Here is a 20,709-nt window from a genome sequence, read left to right as displayed (position 1 = left end):
ACCTGCATGCTGGTCGGCCTCGCCATCCGCGATGTCGTTCTGATCGACCGGCTCGATCTCTCCTTTGCGCCGGGCCTCTCCGTGCTGACCGGCGAGACCGGCGCCGGCAAGTCGATCCTGCTGGATTCGCTGGGACTGGCGCTGGGCGAGCGGGCCGATGCCGGCCTGCTGCGCCCCGGCGCCGAGCAGGCCAGCGTCACCGCCGAGTTCGATCTGCCCGCCTCCCACCCCGCCAATGCGCTGCTGGCCGAGCAGGGGCTGGCGGTCGAGCCGGCGCTCATCCTGCGCCGCCAGCTCGGCCGCGACGGGCGCAGCCGCGCCTTCGTCAATGACGAGCCGGTCAGCGTCGGGCTGCTCAAGCGCCTGGGCGAGACCCTGGTCGAGATCGCGAGCCAGGCGAGCCAGAGCGGGCTGATGGATTCGGCGACCCACCGCGACCTGCTGGACGCCTTCGGAAGCTTGCGCGCCGCCTCGCGCCAGGCGGCGGCCCATTGGCAGGACTGGCAGAGGGCGAAGGCCGCGCGCGAGGCGGCCGAAGCGCGGCTGGCGGCGGCGCGCCGCGACGAGGAATTCCTGCGCCACGCCGTGACCGAGCTGGCGGCGCTCAGGCCCGAAGCCGGCGAGGAGACGGCGCTCGCCAACGAGCGCAGCATGCTGATGAACCGCGAGAAGCTGGGCGAGGCGCTCACCGGCGCGCTGACAGCCATCAGCGGCGACGGCAGCGCCGACGAGCGGCTGGCCCAGGCGCAGCGACGGCTCGACCGTATCGCCGAGAAGGCGGGCGACGCGCTGCAGCCGGTGCTGGCGGCGCTCGACCGCGCAGCCAGCGAGCTCGCCGAGGCGGTGCATGCGCTCCAGAGCGTGGCGGCGGCGCTCGATGCCGATCCGGGCCGGCTCGAGAAGGTCGAGGAACGGCTCTTCGCGCTGCGCGAGCAGGCGCGCAAGCATAACCGCGCAGTCGAGGCCCTGCCCGCCCTGCTGGCGGAGATGGAGGCCCAGCTCGAGGCGCTCGACGACCAGTCGGGCGGGCTCGCGGAACTGGGCCGGCGCGAGGCCGACGCCGGCGCCGCCTATCGCAAGTCGGCCGAGGCCCTGTCCAAGGGCCGCGGCGACGCCGCGCGCAAGCTCGACCGCCGTGTCAATGCCGAGCTGGCGCCCCTCAAGCTGGAGAAGGCGCTGTTCCGCACCCGGCTGGAGGCGCTGCCCGACGCGCAATGGGGTCCGAACGGCCTGGAGCGGGTGCATTTCGAGATCGCGACCATGCCCGGCGCCGAGCCCGGCCCCCTGGGCAAGGTCGCCTCGGGCGGCGAGCTGTCGCGGCTGATGCTGGCGCTGCGCGTGGTGCTCGCCGGCAGCGATCCGGTCTCGACCCTCATCTTCGACGAGGTCGATGCCGGCGTGGGCGGCGCCACCGCCGCGGCCGTGGGCGCCCGGCTCAAGCGCCTGGCGGACGATCTGCAGGTGATCGTCGTCACCCATTCGCCACAGGTGGCGGCCCTGGGCAGCCACCATTGGCGGGTGCATAAGACCCTGGGCAAGAGCCCGCGCACCGAGGTCGAGCCGCTCGACGATCGGGGCCGGCGCGAGGAGATCGCGCGCATGCTCTCCGGCGCCAAGGTGACCGACGAGGCCCGGGCCGCCGCCGACCGGCTGATGGCAGGAACCGCATGACGAAGAAGCCCGCGGCGAAGAAGGCGGCGGCGGTCGAGGAGCTGACCCGCGCCCAGGCGGAAGCGGAGCTCGCGCGCCTGGCCGCCGAGATCGCGCATCACGACCAGCTCTATCACCAGAAGGACGCGCCCGAGATCTCGGACGCCGAGTATGACGCGCTGGTGGCCCGCAACCGGGCGATCGAGAAACGCTTCCCGGAACTGAAGCGCGGCGACAGCCCGTCTGCACGCGTCGGCGCGGCACCCGCGAGCGGCTTCGCCAAGGTGACGCACAGCCGCCCGATGCTCTCGCTCGACAACGGCTTCAGCACCGAGGACGTGACGGACTTCCTCGGCCGCATCCGCCGTTTCCTCAAGCTGCCGGAGGACGGCGATATCGAGATGGTGGCCGAGCCCAAGATCGACGGGCTCTCGGCGGCCTTGACCTACGAGGACGGTCATTTCGTCCAGGGCGCCACGCGCGGCGACGGCACGGTGGGCGAGGACATCACGCGCAATCTCGCCACCATTGCCGACCTGCCCAAGCAGCTGAAAGGCCGCCATCAGGGCAAGCTCATCGAGGTGCGCGGCGAAGTCTATATGCGCCACGTCGATTTTCAGAAGCTCAACAAGAGCCGCGAGGCCGAAGGCGAGCCGGTCTTCGCCAATCCCCGCAACGCCGCCGCCGGCAGCGTGCGCCAGCTCGACCCCACCATCACCGCCCGACGGCCGCTGCATTTCTTCGCCTATACCGAGGGCGAGACCAGCGGCGCCACCGACGACTGCAAGACCCATTGGGCCTTCCTCGAGCGCCTGCGGGAATGGGGCTTCACCGTCAATCCGCTGATCGAGCGCTGCGAGAGCGAAAAGGCGCTGCTCGCCTTCTATGAGCGGATCGGCGAGCGGCGCGCGCAGCTCGACTACGACATCGACGGCGTCGTCTACAAGGTGAACCGCCGCGACTGGCAGCAGCGGCTGGGCTTCGTCGGCAGGGCGCCGCGCTGGGCGCTGGCCCACAAGTTCCCGGCCGAGCGCGCCGAGACCCGGCTCAACCAGATCCGCATCCAGGTCGGCCGCACCGGCACCCTGACGCCGGTGGCCGAGCTCCAGCCGATCACGGTCGGCGGCGTCGTGGTCTCGCGCGCGACGCTCCATAACGAGGACGAGATCGAGCGCAAGGATATCCGCGAGGGCGACTGGGTCATCGTGCAGCGGGCCGGCGACGTGATCCCGCAGGTGGTCGAGGTCGTCAAGAAAAGGCGGCCCCGGGATTCGAAGCCTTATCGGTTTCCGCAAAAATGCCCGGTCTGCGGCAGCCTGGCGGTGCGCGAGATCGACGAGGCCGCGCGCCGCTGCACCGGCGGACTGATCTGCTCGGCGCAGGCCGTCGAGCGGCTGCGCCATTTCGTCAGCCGCGGCGCCGCGGATATCGAGGGGATGGGCGAGAAGCATATCCAGGCGTTCTGGGACGAGGGCTGGCTCAAGACGCCGGCCGACATCTACCGCCTGCACAAGCACCGTGACGCGCTGCTCGGGCGCGAAGGCTGGGGCGAGCAGTCGGTCAAGAAGCTCCTGGACGCGATCGACGCGCGCCGCCGGATCCCCCTCGATCGCTTCATCTATGCGCTGGGCATCCGCCAGGTCGGCGACCAGACCGCGAAGCTCCTGGCCCGGCATTACGAGACCCTGGCCAGCTGGCGGGACGCCATGATCGAGGCGAGCCAAGGCCTGGAGAAGGCCGCGAAGCAATCGAGCGACGAGTTGCCGCTCGACGTCTGGCAGCTGGCCGCGAGCCTCAGCCCTGCCATCCGCGATCTCGACGATATCGAGGGCATCGGCCCCTCGGTCGCCAACGACATCGTGGAGTTCTTCGCCGAGAAGCATAACCGCGAGGTGCTGAAGGAGCTGGAGAAGGAGATCGAGGTCCAGCCCTTCAAGGCGCCCAAGCTCGGCAACTCGCCGGTGGCGGGCAAGACCGTGGTCTTCACCGGCACGCTCGAGACCATGGGCCGCAACGAGGCCAAGGCCCGGGCCGAATCGCTCGGCGCCAAGGTCTCGGGCTCGGTCTCCAGCAAGACCGACTATGTCGTGGTCGGCGCCGATGCCGGCTCCAAGGCCAAGAAGGCCGCCGAGCTCGGCGTCAAGACGCTGAGCGAGCAGGAGTGGCTCGAGCTCATCGGCGGGTGACGCCCCTTCTCTTTCCTCTCCCCCACAAAGTGGGGGAGAGGACCAAGGTGAGGGGGCCTTGCTCGTAGGGCCAGATCCTCGATCGCAAACACCGATGCCAAGCTCGGCCACCGCCGAGAATGTTTCGACCCCCCCTCACCCAACCCTTGTATCTAGACAAGGGTATCCGGTCATGAATGATCGACACGGTTGCAAGCGGAAGCCCGTCAACCCTCTGGTTTTGAAGACCGTGGGAGAGCTGGGGGCTCCGCTTGCAGGTTCTCCGAGCCCGAACAGTCGCCGGGGCCGCGCTGCGAGCCCGTATCTGCAAGGTCGGGCGAAGAGCCGCAGAAAGGGACCGGGAATGTTCGTTGGGATCGATGTTTCGAAGGCTCGGCTGGATGTGCACGTCCGGCCGACGGGTGCGGCCTTTAGCGTCGCGCGCGACGAGGAAGGTCTGGCGGCTTTGGTTGCCCGGCTGAAGGCACTGGCGCCAAAGTTGGTCGTGCTGGAGGCGACGGGAGGCCTGCAGTTGCGGGCCGCGGCGGTGCTGGCGGCGGCCGGGCTGCCGGTGGCGGTGGTCAACCCGCGTCAAGTCCGTGACTTTGCCCGCGCCACGGGCCGCCTGGCCAAGACTGACGCGCTCGACGCCGAGGCGATCGCCCGGTTTGCCGAGGCGGTCCAGCCGGAACCCCGGCCTCTGCCCGATGCCGAGACCGACCGGCTCAACGGCTTGATCGTCCGCCGGCGCCAGATCGTCGAGATGATGACCGCGGAGAAGAACCGGCGCCATCAGGTGACCCGGCCCGATCTCAAGGCCGATCTCGATGCTCATCTCGAATGGCTGGGCAAGGCCTTGAACCGGATCGACGAGGATCTCGACAATGCCGTGCGCTCCAGCCCGATCTTCCGAGCCAAGGAAGAATTGCTGAAAAGCGTCCCAGGGATCGGTGATGTCGCGTCTCGCACCCTGCTGGCCGAGCTGCCCGAACTGGGCCGCCTCACCCGGCGTCAGATCGCTGCCTTGGTCGGCTTGGCACCCTTCAATCGCGACAGCGGCACCCTGCGCGGCCAGCGCACCATCTGGGGCGGGCGCGCCGCCTTGCGGGCAACGCTCTACATGGCCGCCCTGGCCGCCATTCGCCACAATCCCGCGATCAAGGCCTTCCATGCTCGCCTGCGGGCGGCCGGCAAGCCGGCCAAGGTCGCCATCACCGCCTGCATGCGAAAGCTGCTCGTCACCCTCAATGCCATGGTTCGCGACAACAAACCCTGGCAAACCGCTTGACTGGCAACACAGTCGCTCTCCCCCCGCTACGCGGGTGGAGAGGAAGAGATGTGGTTATAGCGGCCGCGTCGCCTGGGCGAGCCAGGTCGCCGTCGCTGCATCGAGCAAGGGCGTCAGGCTTTCGCGCACGCGGCTGTGATAGGCGTCGAGCCAAGCGATCTCGTCGGCGGTCATGATCTTGGTCTCGACCAGCCGCCGGTCGATCGGCGCCAGCGTCAGGGTCTCGAAGGAGAGCATCGGCAGGCCGCCCTCGGCCGCCGGCTCCGGCTGCACCGCCACCAGGTTCTCGATGCGGATGCCGTAGCCGCCGGTCTTGTAGTAGCCGGGCTCGTTCGAGACGATCATGCCGGGCTGCAGCGCCACGCGGTTCGGCACCTTCGAGATGCGGTGCGGGCCCTCATGCACCGAGAGATAGCTGCCCACGCCATGACCGGTGCCATGGTCGTAATCGAGCCCGACCTCCCAGAGCGCGCGGCGCGCCAGCGCGTCGAGCTGGCTGCCGGAGGTACCGCGCGGGAACTTCGCGGCGCCCAGCGCGATATGGCCCTTGAGCACGCGGGTGAAGCGGTCGCGCATCTCCGGCGTGGGCGTGCCGATCGCGACCGTGCGGGTGATGTCGGTGGTGCCGTCCAGATATTGCGCGCCGGAATCGATCAGGAACAGCTCGCCGCTCTCGAGCTTGCGGTTGGTGCGCGGGCTCGAGCGGTAATGGACGATGGCGCCGTTGGGACCGGCGCCCGAGATGGTGTCGAAGCTGAAATCGCGGAACAGCTCGCCCAGGCGGCGGAACTGCGCCAGCTTCTCCACCGCGATCAGCTCGTCGACCTCGCCCTTGGCGGCATGGGCGTCGAGCCAGGCGAGGAAGCGCGTCACCGCCACGCCGTCGCGCCGGTGGGCGTGACGCATGCCGGCGAGCTCGGTCTCGTTCTTGCAGGCCTTGGGCAGCGCGCAAGGATCCTCGCCCATGACCAGGCCCGCGCCCGCAGCTTTCAGCTTCTCGACGATCCAGAGCGCGCCCGAGCCGCGGTCCACCAGGACACGGCGGTGCTGGCTGCCGAGCCGGTCCAGCGCCCGGCCGAACTCGGCGGGCGGCGAGACCGAGACACCGTTGCCGAGATGGGTTTCAATTCCCGGGGCCAGCTTCAGCGGCTCGATGAAGAGCTCGACCGTGCCGTCGCGATGCACCAGCGCGAAACCCAGCGGCAGCGGCGTGCGCGGCACGTCGGCGCCGCGGATATTGAGCAGCCAGGCGAGCGAGGGCGGCTGGCTGATGACCGCGGCATCGAGGCCCGCCTTCTCCAGCTCGGCGCCGATCGCGGCGCGCTTTTCCGCCGCCTCGCGGCCGGCATATTGCAGCGGATGCACCACCACGGGGGCGATCGGCGCCGCGGGCTGGTCGCTCCAGACCGCGTCGACCGGATTGCGCTCGCAAGGCACCAGCTGGCCCTGGCGCCGCTCGACCGCCTCGCGGATCGCGATCAGCCCGTCCTGGGTATGGAGCCAGGGGTCGTAGCCCAGGCGCCCACCGGTCGGGAAATGCTGGGCGAGCCAGGCTTCGGCCGGCTCGTCGGTGATGTGGCGGTAGTCATAGAGCCCGCCATCGACCTCGTCGCGGACCTGGAGGGTGTAGCGCCCGTCGACGAAGACGGCGGCCCGCTTGGCCAGGACCAGCGCCAGGCCGGCCGAGCCGGTGAAGCCGGTCAGCCAGGCCAGCCGTTCGGCCCGCGGCGGGACATACTCGCCCTGGAATTCGTCGGCCCGGGGCACCAGGAAGCCGTCCAGCTTCTGCCTGCCCAATTCTTGTTGCACTGCAGCAAGACGCACGGCTCGCTCCGCCCCGCGGGCCGCCAGCTCGGTTGGCCGCCCAGCGGCTATTTCTGCTTCCAAAGCGGCAAGCTGGGTTTCCAGAGCCGGGCTCGGGGGGCTTGCGACCAGGCCCATCCAGTCCTTCGGCCGCTCGCCTCGGGGCGCCGACACGACACCCGCGACGAGATGGCGCAGACTATTGATATCCAACCGAGATCCTGACGACTTCAGGAGGGCGGCCATGCTGGCGTCGCCTTCATAGCGGGCGGTCTGGACGGGTTGATTCACGCTCGGTTCTCCTGCCATTCAGGCCCTGCCATCAGGGCGCCTTGCCGTCGCCACAAGATTTTCTCATTCGTTAAGCCGATATGCAAAAATGGTCAAGATTTTGTCAATGCATGCGCCTAGAGCATTACTGCGATGCAGCAAAGCCGCTGCCTAAAACGAGGTGCTCTCCCTATATTTGCCACCGTGAACACAAGGCAATAGCGCCTCGGAAAGATGATCGGATACCCGAAAATGACTCGCTTGATGGATTTGGAACTCACGATGGACCGCCGCGCGACGATGCCGGCCTCCGTCGTCCCTGTCGATGCCCTTGCTCGCATCGCCGCCTTCGGCCGCTCGCTCGCCAATCGCTGGCGCCATGCGGCCCGGAAGCATCAGGTGATGCAGGAGCTGGCGGTGCTGAACGAGCGGATGCTGTCCGACGTCGGGCTCGTCCGTGGCGACGCCGAGCGCGTGGCCGAGCTCACCGCCCAGGCCTATGCCCCGGTCGACGGCACCCTGTTCCAGGATATCAAGGCGCTGGTCCGGGACGTCCTGGTGCGCCCGTTCGTGCGGCTCGCCCGTCGCCGTCGCGCCTATCACAACCTGATGGCGCTCGACGACCGCATGCTGCAGGACATCGGCCTCACCCGGGACGAGATCCCGGCCGTCGTGAAGGCCCTCACCGGCGACGCGCCGGTCTGGGCCGGTAACGCCGACGAGAGCGGCAGCATCCGCGTGTGGAACCGCTATCGCGCCGCCGCCAAGGAGCTGGGCCAGCTCGACAATCACATGCTGGCCGATATCGGCATCGTGCGTGGCGATATCGACTGGGTTGCCGAGGAGCTGGCGATCCGCTCGGTCCGCCCGGCGAACGCGAACGACAAGCCGGCGCCGCGCGCCGCCTGATCCCGTCAGCGACCAAGTCGCTGATAAGAGAGACTAAAATGAGACGGCGGCCCGGTCCCGGGCCGTCGTCTTTATTTTGACTTAATCCCGGTCCATTCTGAGCATCGGGGAGCTTCACCGGTCAGGCTCGGGCCGACCGTAGGAACATGTGACTCCCGCCGCAACGACAAACAAAATTGTGCTTGGGGGCGTGTGATGACGCGGCTTCGTTCGGCCTTGCTTGCGGGCATGGCGGTGACGGTGTTTGCCATTCCGGCAACGCTGCAGGCTTCGCCCAAAGGGGTCCAGGAGATCCTGATGGGTTCCGAGATCCAACGGCTCATCGTCGGTCACACCTTGACCGGCCAGACCCTGAAGCGCGGCGAATTCAGCGATTCCTACAAGACCGACGGCACCTTCGAGGGCGCCGGCTATAGCGGCACCTGGACCATCCAGAACAACGCCCTCTGCTTCGAGATCAAGGGCCAGCCCGACAGCAAGGGATGCTGGCAGTTCGGCCGCGACGGCAACGGGTTCCAGCTGATCTCCGAAGGCAAGATCGTCGGCGCCGGCTCGACGGCGAAGGCCAATCCCGACGATCTCTGACCGCGCCGCCGCCGTTCTCGATCGTCAGGCGCGGCGCTTTCGGACGCCGCGTCGGGCCTTGGGCTTGCGCAGGAGCAGCGCCGACCAGTCGCCATGATGGCGGCGTGCCTCGCAGCGCAGACCCAGCGCGCGATGCGCCGCCAGCACCTCCCCTTCCTGCTCGATCAGCAGCCCCGACAGGATCGCGCGTCCGCCCGGTGCCAGATGGCGCGCCAGATCCGGCGCCATCTCGATCAAGGGCCGCGCCAGGATGTTGGCGACGATCAGATCGAAGGGGGCCGCGCGCTTGAGAAGCGCGGCTTCGTAGCCTTCGCTGCGCAGGACACGGACGAGCGGCTTCAGACCGTTGCGCGCGGCATTCTCCTTCGTGACCTTCACCGCATCCGGATCGTTGTCCGCGGCCAGCACTCTCACGCCCCAGAGCCGGGCCATGGCCAGCGCCAGGATGCCCGTGCCGCAACCCAGATCGAGCGGCCGCCCGGGCGGCGTGGCGGCCAGCGATTCGATGAGCTCGAGGCAGCCTCGCGTGGTCTGGTGGCGGCCGGTGCCGAAGGCGATGCCGGCATCGATCTCGAGCGCGAGCTTGCCGCGCGGCACAGCGCCCTTGTGATGCGAGCCATGGATGAAGAAGCGCCCGACCTTCAGCGACGGCAGCTTCGCCTGGCTCTCGGCCACCCAATCGCGGTCCGGCAGCCGCTCGAGCTGCCAGGCGCGCGTCTCCAGCCCCAGCGAGCGCAGCAACGAGAGGAGCCGGCGACGCTCGGGCTTGCCGAGGAAGAGCGCCTCGATGCGCCAGCGCTTGCCTTTCGCCCGCTCGAAGCGCAGCAGCGCGACGGCTTGCGGCTCGAGCGCTTGCTCCAGCGCCTCGATCGCCGCCATGTCGCGCGCGGCCAGCTCGATGCGGAATTGCCAGAGCGGCGGAGCGTCCGCGGCCGGCGCGGCCGATTTGCCCATCAGAAGCTCAGCCCGCCTGGTCGGCCGGAAGGACGAAGCTCGCCATCACGCGCTTGGTGCCGGCCTTGTCGAACTCGATCTCGAGCTTGTCGCCTTCCGCCGCCGTGACCTTGCCGTAGCCGAACTTGAGATGGAACACGCGGTCGCCGACGCCGAAGGCGCCGCCGGAACGCGAGGGGGCCGAAGACGATTCGATGAGACGCGGCGGACGCTCGCGGGCGAAGGCGTCGCGGCGCGGGCTGAAGCGCGCGACATTGCCGCGGCCCGCATTGCCGCCCGAGAAATAGCGGCCGAACTCGCGTCCGCCCCCGGCCCCTCGCCCGCCTTCTTCGCCGAGGCGGTTGCGCGGCCATTCGTCGGGCTCGCCGCCGGCATCGTAGCGGCCGGCGCCATAGAGGCCGGGATCGACGATCCGGTCGATCGCGTCCTTGGGCAGCTCGTCGACGAAGCGCGAGGGGATCAGGCTCTGCCACTGGTTGTGGATGCGCCGGTTGGCGGCATAGGAGACCCAGGCGCGCTTGCGCGCGCGCGTCAGCCCGACATAGGCGAGGCGCCGTTCCTCCTCGAGGCCCGACAGGCCGGTCTCGTCGAGCGCCCGCTGATGCGGGAACACGCCCTCCTCCCAGCCCGGCAGGAACACATAGTCGAACTCGAGGCCCTTGGCGCTGTGGAGCGTCATCAGGGTGACCTTCGCCTCGGACTCGGAGGTCACGTTCTCCATGACGAGGCTGACATGCTCGAGAAAGCCCTCGAGCGTGTCGAACTCGGCCATGCCGACGACGAGCTCCTTCAGGTTCTCGAGCCGCCCCGGCGCGTCGGGCGAGCGGTCGTTCTGCCACATGGCGGTGTAGCCGGATTCGTCCAGCAACCGCTCGGCCAGCTCCGTGTGGGGCAGGTCGCGCGCGAAGCCGCGCCAGCGCTCGAGATCCTCCATGAAGCGGCCGAGCGCCTTCTTGGCGGCGGGCTTGAGCTCGTCGGTGCCGACGAGCCGCAGCGCGGCCTCGGTCAGGGGCATCTCGCTGGCGCGGGCGAAGCGGTGCAGCAACTGCATCGTGCTGTCGCCGATGCCGCGGCGGGGCAGATTGACGACGCGCTCGAAGGCGAGATCGTCGGCCGGCTGATGCACCAGGCGCAGATAAGCCAGCGCATCGCGGATTTCCTGGCGCTCGTAGAAACGCGGGCCGCCCACCAGGCGATAGGAGATGCCCGCATTGAGGAACCGCTCTTCGAACTCGCGGGTCTGATAGCCGGCGCGCACCAGGATCGCGATCTGGTCGAGCGAGCCGCCGCGCCGCTCGATCGCCTCGATCTCGTCCGAGACGAAGCGCGCCTCGGCCTCGCCGTCCCAGAGACCCCGTAAGATCACCTTCTCGCCCGGCTCGTCCTCGGTCCAGAGCGTCTTGCCGAGCCGCCCGTCGTTATGCGCGATCAGGTCCGAGGCCGCGCGCAGGATATGCTGGGTCGAGCGGTAGTTGCGCTCGAGGCGGACGATGCGGGCGCCGGGGAAATCCTGCTCGAAGCGCAGGATGTTGCCGACCTCCGCTCCGCGCCAGCCATAGATCGACTGGTCGTCGTCGCCCACGCAGCAGATGTTGCGGTGCTTCTGCGCCAGGAGCCGCAGCCAGAGATATTGCGCGACGTTGGTGTCCTGATACTCGTCCACCAGGATGTAGCGGAAGCGCTGCTGGTAGCGCTCGAGGATCTCGGGACGCGAGAGGAAGATCGTCAGGTTGTGCAGCAGAAGATCGCCGAAATCGACGGCGTTCAGCGTCCGCAGACGCTCCTGATAATCGCGGTAGATCTCGGGCGCCTTGCCCCCGGCGAAATCGCCGGCCTCGGCGATGCCGATCTTCTCGGGGCCGAGACCTCGATCCTTCCAGCGCTCGATCTGATGCAGCACCGCGCGCGCCGGCCATTTCTTGTCGTCGATATCGGCCGCCTGCACGATCTGCTTCATCAGCCGGAGCTGGTCGTCGGTATCGAGGATGGTGAAGTTGGGCTTGAGCCCCACCACTTCCGCGTGGCTGCGCAGGATGCGCGCGGCGAGCGCATGGAAGGTGCCGAGCCACCAACCCTCGACCGGACGTCCGATCAGGGCCGCGACGCGATCCTTCATCTCGCGCGCCGCCTTGTTGGTGAAGGTGACCGCGAGCAGATCGCCCGGCCCCGCCTTGCCCGTGGTCAGGAGATGAGCGAGCCGCGTGGTCAGCACGCGCGTCTTGCCGGTGCCGGCGCCCGCCAGCACCAGGACCGGGCCGTCCAGCGCCTCGACCGCCGCGCGCTGGCTCTCGTTCAGCGCCGAGAGATAGAGCGGCGGGCGAGCGCCCGCCGGTGCGGATCGCGGGTCGGGCCGGGGAGAATCGTCATCGGAATTCATCACAGGAAGGGCTTATAGCATGCCCGTCCCAAGCGATTGATGCGTTTTCGGCCGGGCCGCTCCGGCTCCGGCCCCGAGGGCTCAGGCACCGAGAATCCGGGCACCGGTGGCGAGATCGCCCAGCCAGATATAGAGCGCCAGCAAGGGCAGGGCTCCGGCCTCGGTCGCGTGGACCATGCCCGAGGGATGATGCACGAGATCGCCGCCCTGCCGCTCACGCCAGGCCTCGGTGCCGCGTTGCCAGCGCGCGGCGGCGAGCGGCAGATAGATCTCCTCGGCCGGATGGGCATGGGTCGGATAGACGGTCCCCGGCGCCAGCATCAGCACGCCCAGCGCCAGCCGGTCGCTCGTGATCAAGGTCGGCACATTGTCGGGACCGGCGAACTGCGCATAGCCGTAGCGCGAGAGGAAATCGGGCGAGGGCGGCCGCTCGCGATAGCTCTGGGTCCAGCGCAGGGAAGGCGACATCTGCGCCAGCGGCTCGGCCAGGTCCGGGGCCGCCTCCACGGCCGCCGCCAGCGCGTCGGGCAACCGGGCCAGCACCGGCAGGCCCGCGCCCTCGCCGACCGCGTCGCGCGCGATCGGCGCCCCGGCCAGCTCGCCCAGGCGTTGCTCGAACCGCTCGGAAGCGTCGATGGGGATCTCGGCGCCCTGGTGCAGCCGCGAGCGCAACGCCGCCACGAGTGCATCGAAGGCACTCTGAACGGCGATGGAGCGGCGTGCAGGGTCTGATCGAGTCATTGTTCGTCCATGTCAGTTAACCGCCGAAAGACGATCTGGCAAGTGAGCGATTCTGACCATCGCCGTCATAAAAGATCATGGTGTGGCGCGCCGGCGTGATCACATCGGCGTCAAAAGCCCCGTTCCATGCTCGGAATCGGCGTCGCCGGCACGGCTCGGGGCCAAGCCCGGCCTTCTGTCGGTTTCAAGGGGGATATGATAACGATGGCATTCGTCATCCCCGCGCGCAGACGCGGGGGGCCGCCGTCGCAAGAGACCCTGCTCCATGACCAAGACCACGAACCGCATCGCGCTGCTGTCGCCCAGCCCCGGCACGCAGCGCCATCTGCTCGTCCATCGCTATGGCCGGCCGGGGGCCCGGCCCAAGGCCTATCTGCAGGCATCGATCCATGCCGACGAAACGCCGGCGATGCTGGTCGCGCATCATCTCATGCACCTGCTCGACGAGGCCGATGCCAAGGGTGCCATCACGGGCGAGATCCTGCTCGTGCCCGTGGCCAACCCGATCGGCTTGTCGCAGACCTTGAACGATCACCTGCTCGGCCGCCACGAGGCCTCGGGCGGCGGCAATTTCAACCGGAGCTGGCCCGATCTCTATCCGACCCTGCCCGATCGCATCGCCGGCAAGCTGGGGCCCGACGCGGCCCGGAACGTCGAGCTGGTGCGCGCGGCGTTGCGCGAGATCGTGGCGGAGCTCACGCCGAGCAGCGAATTCTCCAGCCTCCGCCTCGCGCTCGCGAGCTTCGCGGTCGATGCCGACATCGTGCTCGACATGCATTGCGACGACGAGGCGCTGATGCATCTCTACTCGATCCCGCAGCATTGGCCTTCCGCCAGCGATCTTTCGGCCGAGATCGGCAGCCGCGCGACGCTGTTGTCGGAGGATTCGGGCGGCAACGCCTTCGACGAGACCTTCAGCAACCCCTGGATCAGGCTCGCGGCCGCGGTTCCCGCCGGCATACCGATCCCGCCGGCCTGCCTCTCGGGCACGATCGAATATCGCGGGCAGGCAGATACGGGCGACGAGATCAACCGGCCCGATGCCGAGGCGCTGTTCCGCTTCCTGCAGCGCCGCGGGCTGATCGCGGGCGATCCGGGGCCGTTGCCCCGGCCTCTGTGCGAGGCGACGAGGCTCGACGCGACCGAGGTGCTGCGCACGCCCGTGGCCGGGATCGTTTGCTATCGAAAGGCCCTGGGCGACCGGGTCGCCAAGGGCGAGGTGATCGCCGAGATCCTCGATCCCCTGGCCCAAGGCCCATCGCCGGCGCGCCTCGCGCTCGAGGCCGGGACCGACGGGCTGATACTGACGCGCCGCCAGCACAAGATGGTGCGGCCCGGCGATTGCGTGGCCAAGATCGTCGGCACCGAGCCGCTGGCTTCGCGCCGGGGCTATCTGCTCCAGGATTGAGCGGAACGCTCCCGGGAGACGAGAACCGCGATCAGGCGGGCTCGCCGGCCGGCGGTCGATGAATGGCGATCCCCCGCCCGACCGGTGCCGGCAACGGGATGGCACGATGCGCGTCCAGCACGCGGGCCATATGGGCCTGGAGCGTCGCCGGCATGGTCGCCACCCGGCGCCGGTTCATATCGATGTAAAGAACCAGCCATTCCACAGTCGCGGACAGATAACCCTCTTCCGCGTGGTACATCGCCTGCATGAAAAAGCAGCGCTTGGCATCGAAATCGACCATGTGGGTGTCGATGCGCAGCGGCGCCCCCTCGAACAGCTCGCGCTTGAAGCTCAGATGCAGCTCGGCCGCGAAGGTCGAGGCCTGCTGCTTGCGGATCATGTCATGTTCGAATCCGAGCTTCTCATAGACCCCGTCATAGGCGAGGTCGAAGCAATGCAGGTAATAGGCAATGTTGAAATGCCCGTTGCTGTCGATCCAGGCCGGCAACACCTTCAGCCCTTCCACGCGGAAGGGGGTCTCGATCGGGGGAGGTTCGTCGCGCATGGCGCGGCACCTTAGCGAAAGAGCGAAGCCGGTCAAGCCGTTACCGCGCTGCATCGAGGGGCTCGAAAACGCCGGATTGGCGCCGCTTCGATGCCCGTGGCGGCGCACTGTTAAGGGCCCTCGTACATTGACAAGGCTGATTGGGCCCGCCTAGGGTCGCGGCCAAGGCGGTCGTCCGAGAACCAGTGCTTCGGAGCGGCCGCCGCAATCACTTCGGGGAGGTCATTCTCTATGAAACGTCAACTATTGGGAGCCGTCGCGGCGCTGGCGATCTTCGCCGGCTTTACTGTCGCGGCCGAAGCAAAGACCCTGGTCTATTGCTCGGAAGGCAGCCCTGAGAACTTCAATCCGCAAATCAACACCACCGGCACCAGCTTCGATGCCGCTTATCCCGTCTACAACCGCCTGGTCGAGTTCAAGCCCGGCACCACCGAGATCATGCCGGCGCTGGCCGACAAGTGGGACGTCTCCGACGACGGCCTGACCTACACCTTCCACCTGCACAAGGGCGTGAAGTTCCACAGCGTGAAGGGCTTCACGCCGACGCGCGACTTCAACGCCGACGACGTCGTCGCCACCTTCAACCGCCCCTGGAAGGCGGACGACCCCTATCACAACGTGTCGGGCGGCGCTTACGACTACTTCAACGACATGGGCATGGCCGATCTGCTGAAGTCGATCGACAAGGTCGACGACTACACGGTCAAGTTCACGCTCAACGAGCCCAATGCGCCCTTCATCGCCAACCTGGCGATGGATTTCGCGGCCATCCTCTCGAAGGAATATATGGACGCGATGATGAAGGCGGGCACGCCCGAGCAGGTCGACCAGGTACCGGTCGGCACCGGTCCCTTCATCTTCGTCGACTATCAGAAGGACGCGGTGATCCGCTACAAGGCGAACCCGGATTATTTCCGCGGCAAGCAGAAGATCGACAACCTGGTCTTCGCCATCACGCCCGACGCGACCGCGCGCATGGCCAAGCTGCAGGCCGGCGAATGCCAGATCGCGCCCTATCCGAACCCGGCCGATATCGAGAAGCTGAAGGCTGACCCGAACCTGAAGGTCGAGCAGCAGGAAGGCCTCAATGTCGGCTACGTCTCGATGAACGTGACGAAGAAGCCGTTCGACGATGTGCGCGTCCGCCAGGCCATGAACATGGCGATCGACAAGGACGCGATCATCAAGGCGGTGTTCCAGGGCGCGGGCAAGCCGGCGGTCAACCCGATCCCGCCGACCATCTGGTCCTACGACAAGGACATCAAGCCCTACCCATACGACCCGGCGAAGGCGAAGGCGCTGCTGGCCGAGGCCGGCTATGCCAACGGCTTCACCACCGATCTCTGGTACATGCCGGTGCAACGTCCCTATAACCCCGACGCGAAGAAGATCGCGGAGCTGATCCAGGCCGACCTGGCGAAGCTCGGCATCACGGCGGAGCTCAAGAGCTACGAGTGGGGCGAGTACCGCAAGCGCCTGCAGGCGGGCGAGCACCAGATGGGCCAGCTCGGCTGGACCGGCGACAACGGCGACCCGGACAACTTCATGGGCGTGCTGCTGTCCTGCCAGTCGGCCCGCGAGGGCGGCCAGAACCTGTCCAAATGGTGCAACAAGGACTTCTCGGCCCTGATCGACGAGGCCAAGAAGACCTCCGACGTCGCCAAGCGCACCGAGCTCTACGAGAAGGCTCAGGTGATCTTCCACGACGACGCGCCGTGGATCCCGATCGCCCACTCGGTCGTCTATATGCCGATGAGCAAGAAGGTCGTCGGCTACAAGGTCCACCCGCTGGGCACCCACATCTTCGAAGGCGTGGATATCCAGGAGTAGGACCAGGGAGAGACCCGGCCGGCGGAGCCCACAAGGTTCCGCCGGCCGATTGCTTTTGTCGCTTGTTCCGCTGGCCATGAACCGACCCTTCCGAGCGCGCTGAGGACCGATGCTCCGGTTCCTCCTCACGCGCGTCAGCCTGGTCATCCCGACCTTCTTCGGGGTCGTGTTCCTCGCGTTCCTGCTGATCCATCTGGTGCCCGGCGATCCGGTCGAGGTCCGCGTCGGCGAACGCGGCATCGATCCGGTGCGCCATGCCAAGCTGCTGCACGAGATGGGCCTCGACCGCCCCCTCTCGACCCAGTTCTTCGACTATGCCGGCCAGGTCTTGCGCGGCGATCTCGGCCTCTCGCTCGTCACCCACCGTCCCGTGCTGGACGAGTTCCTGACCCTCTTCCCCGCGACCTTCGAGCTCGCCTTCTGCGCCATGATCTTCGCCACCATCCTGGGCCTCCCGGCCGGCGTGCTGGCGGCGGTGCGGCGAGGCTCCATCTTCGATCATGTGGTGATGGGCGCATCGCTCACCGGCTATTCGATGCCGATCTTCTGGTGGGGACTGCTCCTGATCCTCACCTTCTCCGTCAACCTGCATTGGACGCCGGTGTCGGGCCGCATCGCTCTCGACTATTTCTTCGATCCCGTCACCGGCCTGATGACGGTCGATTCGCTGTTCTCGGACCAGGAGGGCGCCTTCCGCTCGGCGCTCTCGCACCTGATCCTGCCGACCGTCGTGCTGGGCACGATCCCGCTGGCCGTGATCGCGCGCATGACGCGCTCCTCGATGCTCGAGGTGCTGGGCGAGGACTATATCCGCACCGCGCGCGCCAAGGGCCTGCCCGGCTGGCGGGTGATCTCGATCCACGCCCTGCGCAACGCGCTCATCCCCGTGGTCACGGTGATCGGGCTCCAGGTCGGCACGCTGATGGGCGGCGCCATCCTGACCGAGACGATCTTCTCCTGGCCCGGCATCGGCAAATGGCTGGTGGAATCGATCAACCGCCGCGACTATCCGGCCCTCCAGGGCGGCGTGCTCCTGATCGCCACGCTGGTGATGACGGTCAACCTGCTGATCGATCTGCTCTACGGGCTGCTCGATCCGCGCATCCGGCACCGGCGCTAGGAGCAGGCGATGGCGGAAAGCCCGACCCGGCCCAACCCACCGCCGATCACCCCGGCCGAAGAGGTCTGGCTCGCCATGCGCGCCAACCGCGGCGCGATGGCGGGGCTCATCATCATCGTGATCATCGTCCTGGCCGCGATCTTCGCCGACGTCGTGGCGCTCCATCCCTATGCCGAGCAGTATCGCGATCATTTCCTCGAGCCGCCGGTCTGGGCCGAGGGCGGCTCCTGGGCCTTCCCGCTCGGCACCGACGATGTCGGGCGCTGCATCTACTCGCGCATCGTCTATGGCGCGCGCCTCTCGCTCTTCATCGGCACCATCGTGGTGACGCTGTCGCTGGCGCTCGGCATCGCGTTCGGCATGCTGGCCGGCTTCTTCCGGGGGCTGACCGATATCGGGCTCATGCGCTTCATGGACATCGTGCTGGCCATGCCGAGCCTGCTGCTCTCGATCGTGATCGTCGCGATCCTGGGGCCCGGCCTGACCAATGCCATGATCGCGGTCTCGATCACCTATGTGCCGCATTACGCCCGCCTCACGCGCGCCGCGGTCTTGAGCGAGCTCGGCAAGGAATATGTGGTCGCCTCGCGCGTGGCCGGCGCCGGCACGCTCAGGCTGATGCTCTCGACCGTGCTGCCCAACTGCCTGGCGCCGCTGATCGTCCAGGCCACCTTGAGCTTCTCGACCGCCATCCTCGACGCGGCGGCGCTGGGCTTCCTGGGGCTGGGCGCCCAGGCACCGACCCCCGAATGGGGCACGATGCTGGCGGACGCGCTCAAGTTCCTGCAGCGGGCGCCCTGGGTCGTCACCTTCCCGGGCCTGGCGATCCTCATCACCGTGCTGGCCTTCAACCTGATGGGCGACGGGTTGCGCGATGCGCTCGACCCGAAGCTCAAGCGCTGAAAGTCCCGGCGATGGCGCTCGTGGAGATCCGGAACCTGGCGGTCGAGTTCCAGACCCATCGCGGGCCGTTCCGCGCCGTGGACGGGGTCGACATCACGATCGATGCGCGCGAGGTGCTGGGCATCGTCGGCGAATCCGGCTCCGGCAAGAGCGTGTCGATGCTGGCGCTGATGGGCCTCATCGCCTATCCGGGGAAGGTCACGGCCGACCGGCTCGATTTCGACGGGCGCAGCCTCCTGAACCTGACGGGCGCCCAGCGCCGGCGCATCGTCGGCAAGGACATCGCGATGGTGTTCCAGGAGCCGGGCACCAGCCTCAATCCCTGCTTCACCGTGGGGTTCCAGATCGCGGAGACGCTGAAGTTCCATGAAGGCGGCACTCGCGCGGAACGCCAGCGCCGCACCATCGAGCTCCTGGGCCAGGTCGGCATCCCGGCGCCCGAGACTCGCATCTCCGCCTTTCCGCACCAGCTCTCGGGCGGCATGAACCAGCGGGTGATGATCGCCATGGCGATCGCCTGCAATCCCAAGCTCCTGATCGCCGACGAGCCGACCACGGCGCTCGACGTCACCATCCAGGCGCAGATCCTGGAGCTGCTGATCGAGCTGCAGCGCCAGCGCGGCATGGCGCTGGTCCTGATCACCCACGATATGGGCGTCGTCGCCGAGACCGCGCAGCGCGTCATGGTGATGTATGCGGGCCAGCAGGTGGAGGAGCAGGCGGTCGACAGCCTGTTCCAGCACCCGCATCATCCCTATACTGCGGCCCTGCTCGATGCGTTGCCCGAGCGCAGCGCCGCCAAGACGCGGCTCGCCACCATCCCCGGCGTCGTGCCCGGCATCGACGACCGGCCGCAGGGCTGCCTGTTCCACCCACGCTGCCGCTATGCCCAGGAACGCTGCGTCCGCGAGGAGCCGCGGCTCGAAGGCACGCCGGCCGAGGGCCGCAAGCGCTGCTTCTTCCCGCTGAACCAGGGAGCCGTGTCGTGAGCGCCGCAACCGCGACCCCTCTGCCCTCCGCGGCATCCGCCCTGGTCGAGGGTCACGATCTCGGCCGCGACTATATCGTCGGCGGCGGCATGTTCCGCGGCGGGCGGACGCTCCGGGCCGTGGTCGGCGCCAATTTCACCGTCGCCGCCGGCCGCACATTGGCGGTGGTCGGCGAATCCGGCTGCGGGAAATCCACCCTCGCCCGCATGGTGACCATGATCGAGCGGCCCACCGCGGGCCGGCTCCTGATCGACGGCCAGGCGGTCGAGAAGGCGGACAAGCAGACCCTGAGGCGGCTGCGCCCGGTCGTGCAGATGGTGTTCCAGAATCCCTACGCCTCGCTCAACCCGCGCAAGCAGGTCGGTGCCATCCTCGAGGAACCGCTCCTCATCAATACCGGCCTGGACGCCAAGGCGCGGCGCAAGGCGGCGCAGGAGATGATGGCGAAGGTGGGCTTGCGGCCCGAGTTCTATCAGCGCTACCCGCACATGTTCTCGGGCGGCCAGCGCCAGCGCATCGCGATCGCGCGCGCCCTCATGCTGCGGCCGAAGCTCGTGGTCGCGGACGAGCCGGTCTCGGCCCTCGACGTCTCGATCCGGGCGCAGGTCCTCAACCTGATGATGGACCTGCAGGCGGAGTTCAACCTCGCCTACCTGTTCATCTCCCACGACCTGGGCGTGGTGAAGCACATCGCCGACGAGCTCATGGTCATGTATCTGGGGCGCCCGGTCGAACAGGGACCGCGCGACGTGATCTTCCGCCATCCGCGCCACCCCTACACCCAGGCGCTCCTCGCCAGCACGCCCGCGGTCGATCCGGCTCATCGCCGGCTGCGCACCGCGATCAAGGGCGAGCTGCCCTCGCCCCTCAACCCGCCGCCCGGCTGCGCTTTTCATCGCCGCTGCCCTTACGCCACGGAACGCTGCGCCCGCGAACGCCCCGATTCCCGCCCGGTCGATGGGCGGCTGGTGGCCTGCCACCATGCCGAATCGGTCGGGGAAGCGCCCGCCACGCCGACCGGTTCCCGGTAAGACCGGTCGCGGCCGGCGGCGGCCTCCCGGACCCGCCGCGCCGGTCGCCCTGGCTTATCTCTCTGTAAGGATTGAGGCTTTTCTGCCACAGGTGGCGGTCATCGGCGCTCCGGGGGCCTGGCTCGCTGCCGATTGCACC

The 20,709-nt window shown here is 68.2% G+C and carries 16 protein-coding genes; 11 read left to right on the top strand and 5 right to left on the bottom strand.

Translation table 11 applies throughout. The features are described 5' to 3' along the window. The first annotated feature begins 6 nt into the window (after positions 1 to 6). From recN to FRZ61_RS05630, 3 genes are all read left to right on the top strand, one after another. Entirely contained in the window at positions 7 to 1,671 is a 1,665-nt protein-coding gene (recN, locus tag FRZ61_RS05640; RefSeq protein ID WP_151115583.1) for a DNA repair protein RecN, read from the top strand. Then, complete coding sequence (gene ligA / locus FRZ61_RS05635; protein WP_151115581.1) at positions 1,668 to 3,836, top strand: NAD-dependent DNA ligase LigA; 2,169 nt, start codon at positions 1,668 to 1,670, stop codon at positions 3,834 to 3,836. Before recN ends, ligA begins: the two co-directional genes overlap by 4 nt. Positions 3,837 to 4,179: 343 nt before the next feature. After that, entirely contained in the window at positions 4,180 to 5,103 is a 924-nt protein-coding gene (locus tag FRZ61_RS05630) for an IS110 family RNA-guided transposase (protein ID WP_151120677.1), read from the top strand. A gap of 54 nt (positions 5,104 to 5,157) precedes the next feature. Here the strand turns inward: FRZ61_RS05630 and FRZ61_RS05625 are convergent, their stop codons facing one another. Then, entirely contained in the window at positions 5,158 to 7,152 is a 1,995-nt protein-coding gene (locus tag FRZ61_RS05625) for an aminopeptidase P family protein (protein WP_407657941.1), read from the bottom strand. 288 nt (positions 7,153 to 7,440) lie between these two features. Here FRZ61_RS05625 and FRZ61_RS05620 point away from each other — a divergent pair, with 288 nt between their 5' ends. Together FRZ61_RS05620 and FRZ61_RS05615 are read left to right on the top strand one after the other, a co-directional pair. Beyond that, the gene (locus tag FRZ61_RS05620) at positions 7,441 to 8,085 is read left to right on the top strand and encodes a DUF1127 domain-containing protein (RefSeq protein ID WP_191909316.1); all 645 of its coding nucleotides are present in this window, start codon (positions 7,441 to 7,443) and stop codon (positions 8,083 to 8,085) included. A gap of 195 nt (positions 8,086 to 8,280) precedes the next feature. Beyond that, on the top strand, positions 8,281 to 8,670 hold the full coding sequence (locus tag FRZ61_RS05615) for a hypothetical protein (protein WP_151115575.1): 390 nt from the start codon (positions 8,281 to 8,283) through the stop codon (positions 8,668 to 8,670). Between the two features lie 24 nt (positions 8,671 to 8,694). On the opposite strand, the gene FRZ61_RS05610 is transcribed toward FRZ61_RS05615, so the two are convergent. The 3 genes from FRZ61_RS05610 to FRZ61_RS05600 all read right to left on the bottom strand — a co-directional run bounded on the left by FRZ61_RS05610 (position 8,695) and on the right by FRZ61_RS05600 (position 12,742). After that, positions 8,695 to 9,624, bottom strand: coding sequence for a 50S ribosomal protein L11 methyltransferase (locus tag FRZ61_RS05610; RefSeq protein WP_151115573.1), 930 nt, complete (start codon positions 9,622 to 9,624; stop codon positions 8,695 to 8,697). Between the two features lie 7 nt (positions 9,625 to 9,631). After that, a complete protein-coding gene (locus tag FRZ61_RS05605; RefSeq protein WP_151115571.1) occupies positions 9,632 to 12,001 on the bottom strand; it encodes an ATP-dependent helicase in 2,370 nt (789 codons plus the stop codon). Between the two features lie 81 nt (positions 12,002 to 12,082). Continuing rightward, positions 12,083 to 12,742 (bottom strand): dimethylsulfonioproprionate lyase family protein, encoded by a 660-nt coding sequence (locus FRZ61_RS05600; protein ID WP_151115569.1) that lies wholly within the window; start codon positions 12,740 to 12,742, stop codon positions 12,083 to 12,085. 265 nt (positions 12,743 to 13,007) lie between these two features. Here FRZ61_RS05600 and FRZ61_RS05595 point away from each other — a divergent pair, with 265 nt between their 5' ends. Then, complete coding sequence (locus tag FRZ61_RS05595; RefSeq protein ID WP_151115567.1) at positions 13,008 to 14,150, top strand: succinylglutamate desuccinylase/aspartoacylase family protein; 1,143 nt, start codon at positions 13,008 to 13,010, stop codon at positions 14,148 to 14,150. 31 nt (positions 14,151 to 14,181) lie between these two features. Here FRZ61_RS05595 and FRZ61_RS05590 read toward each other — a convergent pair whose 3' ends face one another. Then, positions 14,182 to 14,697 (bottom strand): thioesterase family protein, encoded by a 516-nt coding sequence (locus tag FRZ61_RS05590; RefSeq protein WP_191909315.1) that lies wholly within the window; start codon positions 14,695 to 14,697, stop codon positions 14,182 to 14,184. A 231-nt stretch (positions 14,698 to 14,928) separates the two neighbouring features. Between FRZ61_RS05590 and FRZ61_RS05585 the strand changes: the two genes are divergently transcribed. The 5 genes from FRZ61_RS05585 to FRZ61_RS05565 all read left to right on the top strand — a co-directional run bounded on the left by FRZ61_RS05585 (position 14,929) and on the right by FRZ61_RS05565 (position 20,570). Next, positions 14,929 to 16,527 carry an ABC transporter substrate-binding protein gene (locus FRZ61_RS05585; protein WP_151115563.1) on the top strand — a complete coding sequence of 533 codons (1,599 nt, stop codon included), beginning with the start codon at positions 14,929 to 14,931 and terminating at the stop codon, positions 16,525 to 16,527. Between the two features lie 109 nt (positions 16,528 to 16,636). After that, the gene (locus tag FRZ61_RS05580; protein ID WP_151115561.1) at positions 16,637 to 17,647 is read left to right on the top strand and encodes an ABC transporter permease subunit; all 1,011 of its coding nucleotides are present in this window, start codon (positions 16,637 to 16,639) and stop codon (positions 17,645 to 17,647) included. A 9-nt stretch (positions 17,648 to 17,656) separates the two neighbouring features. Next, complete coding sequence (locus FRZ61_RS05575) at positions 17,657 to 18,550, top strand: ABC transporter permease subunit (RefSeq protein ID WP_151115559.1); 894 nt, start codon at positions 17,657 to 17,659, stop codon at positions 18,548 to 18,550. 11 nt (positions 18,551 to 18,561) lie between these two features. Then, on the top strand, positions 18,562 to 19,539 hold the full coding sequence (locus tag FRZ61_RS05570; protein WP_151115557.1) for an ABC transporter ATP-binding protein: 978 nt from the start codon (positions 18,562 to 18,564) through the stop codon (positions 19,537 to 19,539). Then, entirely contained in the window at positions 19,536 to 20,570 is a 1,035-nt protein-coding gene (locus FRZ61_RS05565) for a peptide ABC transporter ATP-binding protein (protein ID WP_225309135.1), read from the top strand. Before FRZ61_RS05570 ends, FRZ61_RS05565 begins: the two co-directional genes overlap by 4 nt. Positions 20,571 to 20,709 lie beyond the last annotated feature (139 nt).

The sequence above is a fragment of the Hypericibacter adhaerens genome, assembly GCF_008728835.1.
Taxonomy (GTDB): Bacteria; Pseudomonadota; Alphaproteobacteria; order Dongiales; family Dongiaceae; genus Hypericibacter; species Hypericibacter adhaerens.
The sequence above is the reverse complement of the archived record's forward strand: the minus strand, read 5'-3'. Positions and strand labels throughout refer to the sequence as shown.

Bases quoted from the DNA above. Each gene is read 5' to 3' on its own strand.
- recN (WP_151115583.1), top strand. From the start codon at position 7: ATGCTGGTCGGCCTCGCCATCCGCGATGTCGTTCTGATCGACCGGCTC.
- ligA (WP_151115581.1), top strand. From the start codon at position 1,668: ATGACGAAGAAGCCCGCGGCGAAGAAGGCGGCGGCGGTCGAGGAGCTG.
- FRZ61_RS05630 (WP_151120677.1), top strand. From the start codon at position 4,180: ATGTTCGTTGGGATCGATGTTTCGAAGGCTCGGCTGGATGTGCACGTC.
- FRZ61_RS05625 (WP_407657941.1), bottom strand. From the start codon at position 7,152: ATGGCCGCCCTCCTGAAGTCGTCAGGATCTCGGTTGGATATCAATAGT.
- FRZ61_RS05620 (WP_191909316.1), top strand. From the start codon at position 7,441: ATGGATTTGGAACTCACGATGGACCGCCGCGCGACGATGCCGGCCTCC.
- FRZ61_RS05615 (WP_151115575.1), top strand. From the start codon at position 8,281: ATGACGCGGCTTCGTTCGGCCTTGCTTGCGGGCATGGCGGTGACGGTG.
- FRZ61_RS05610 (WP_151115573.1), bottom strand. From the start codon at position 9,624: ATGGGCAAATCGGCCGCGCCGGCCGCGGACGCTCCGCCGCTCTGGCAA.
- FRZ61_RS05605 (WP_151115571.1), bottom strand. From the start codon at position 12,001: ATGAATTCCGATGACGATTCTCCCCGGCCCGACCCGCGATCCGCACCG.
- FRZ61_RS05600 (WP_151115569.1), bottom strand. From the start codon at position 12,742: ATGACTCGATCAGACCCTGCACGCCGCTCCATCGCCGTTCAGAGTGCC.
- FRZ61_RS05595 (WP_151115567.1), top strand. From the start codon at position 13,008: ATGACCAAGACCACGAACCGCATCGCGCTGCTGTCGCCCAGCCCCGGC.
- FRZ61_RS05590 (WP_191909315.1), bottom strand. From the start codon at position 14,697: ATGCGCGACGAACCTCCCCCGATCGAGACCCCCTTCCGCGTGGAAGGG.
- FRZ61_RS05585 (WP_151115563.1), top strand. From the start codon at position 14,929: ATGAAACGTCAACTATTGGGAGCCGTCGCGGCGCTGGCGATCTTCGCC.
- FRZ61_RS05580 (WP_151115561.1), top strand. From the start codon at position 16,637: ATGCTCCGGTTCCTCCTCACGCGCGTCAGCCTGGTCATCCCGACCTTC.
- FRZ61_RS05575 (WP_151115559.1), top strand. From the start codon at position 17,657: ATGGCGGAAAGCCCGACCCGGCCCAACCCACCGCCGATCACCCCGGCC.
- FRZ61_RS05570 (WP_151115557.1), top strand. From the start codon at position 18,562: ATGGCGCTCGTGGAGATCCGGAACCTGGCGGTCGAGTTCCAGACCCAT.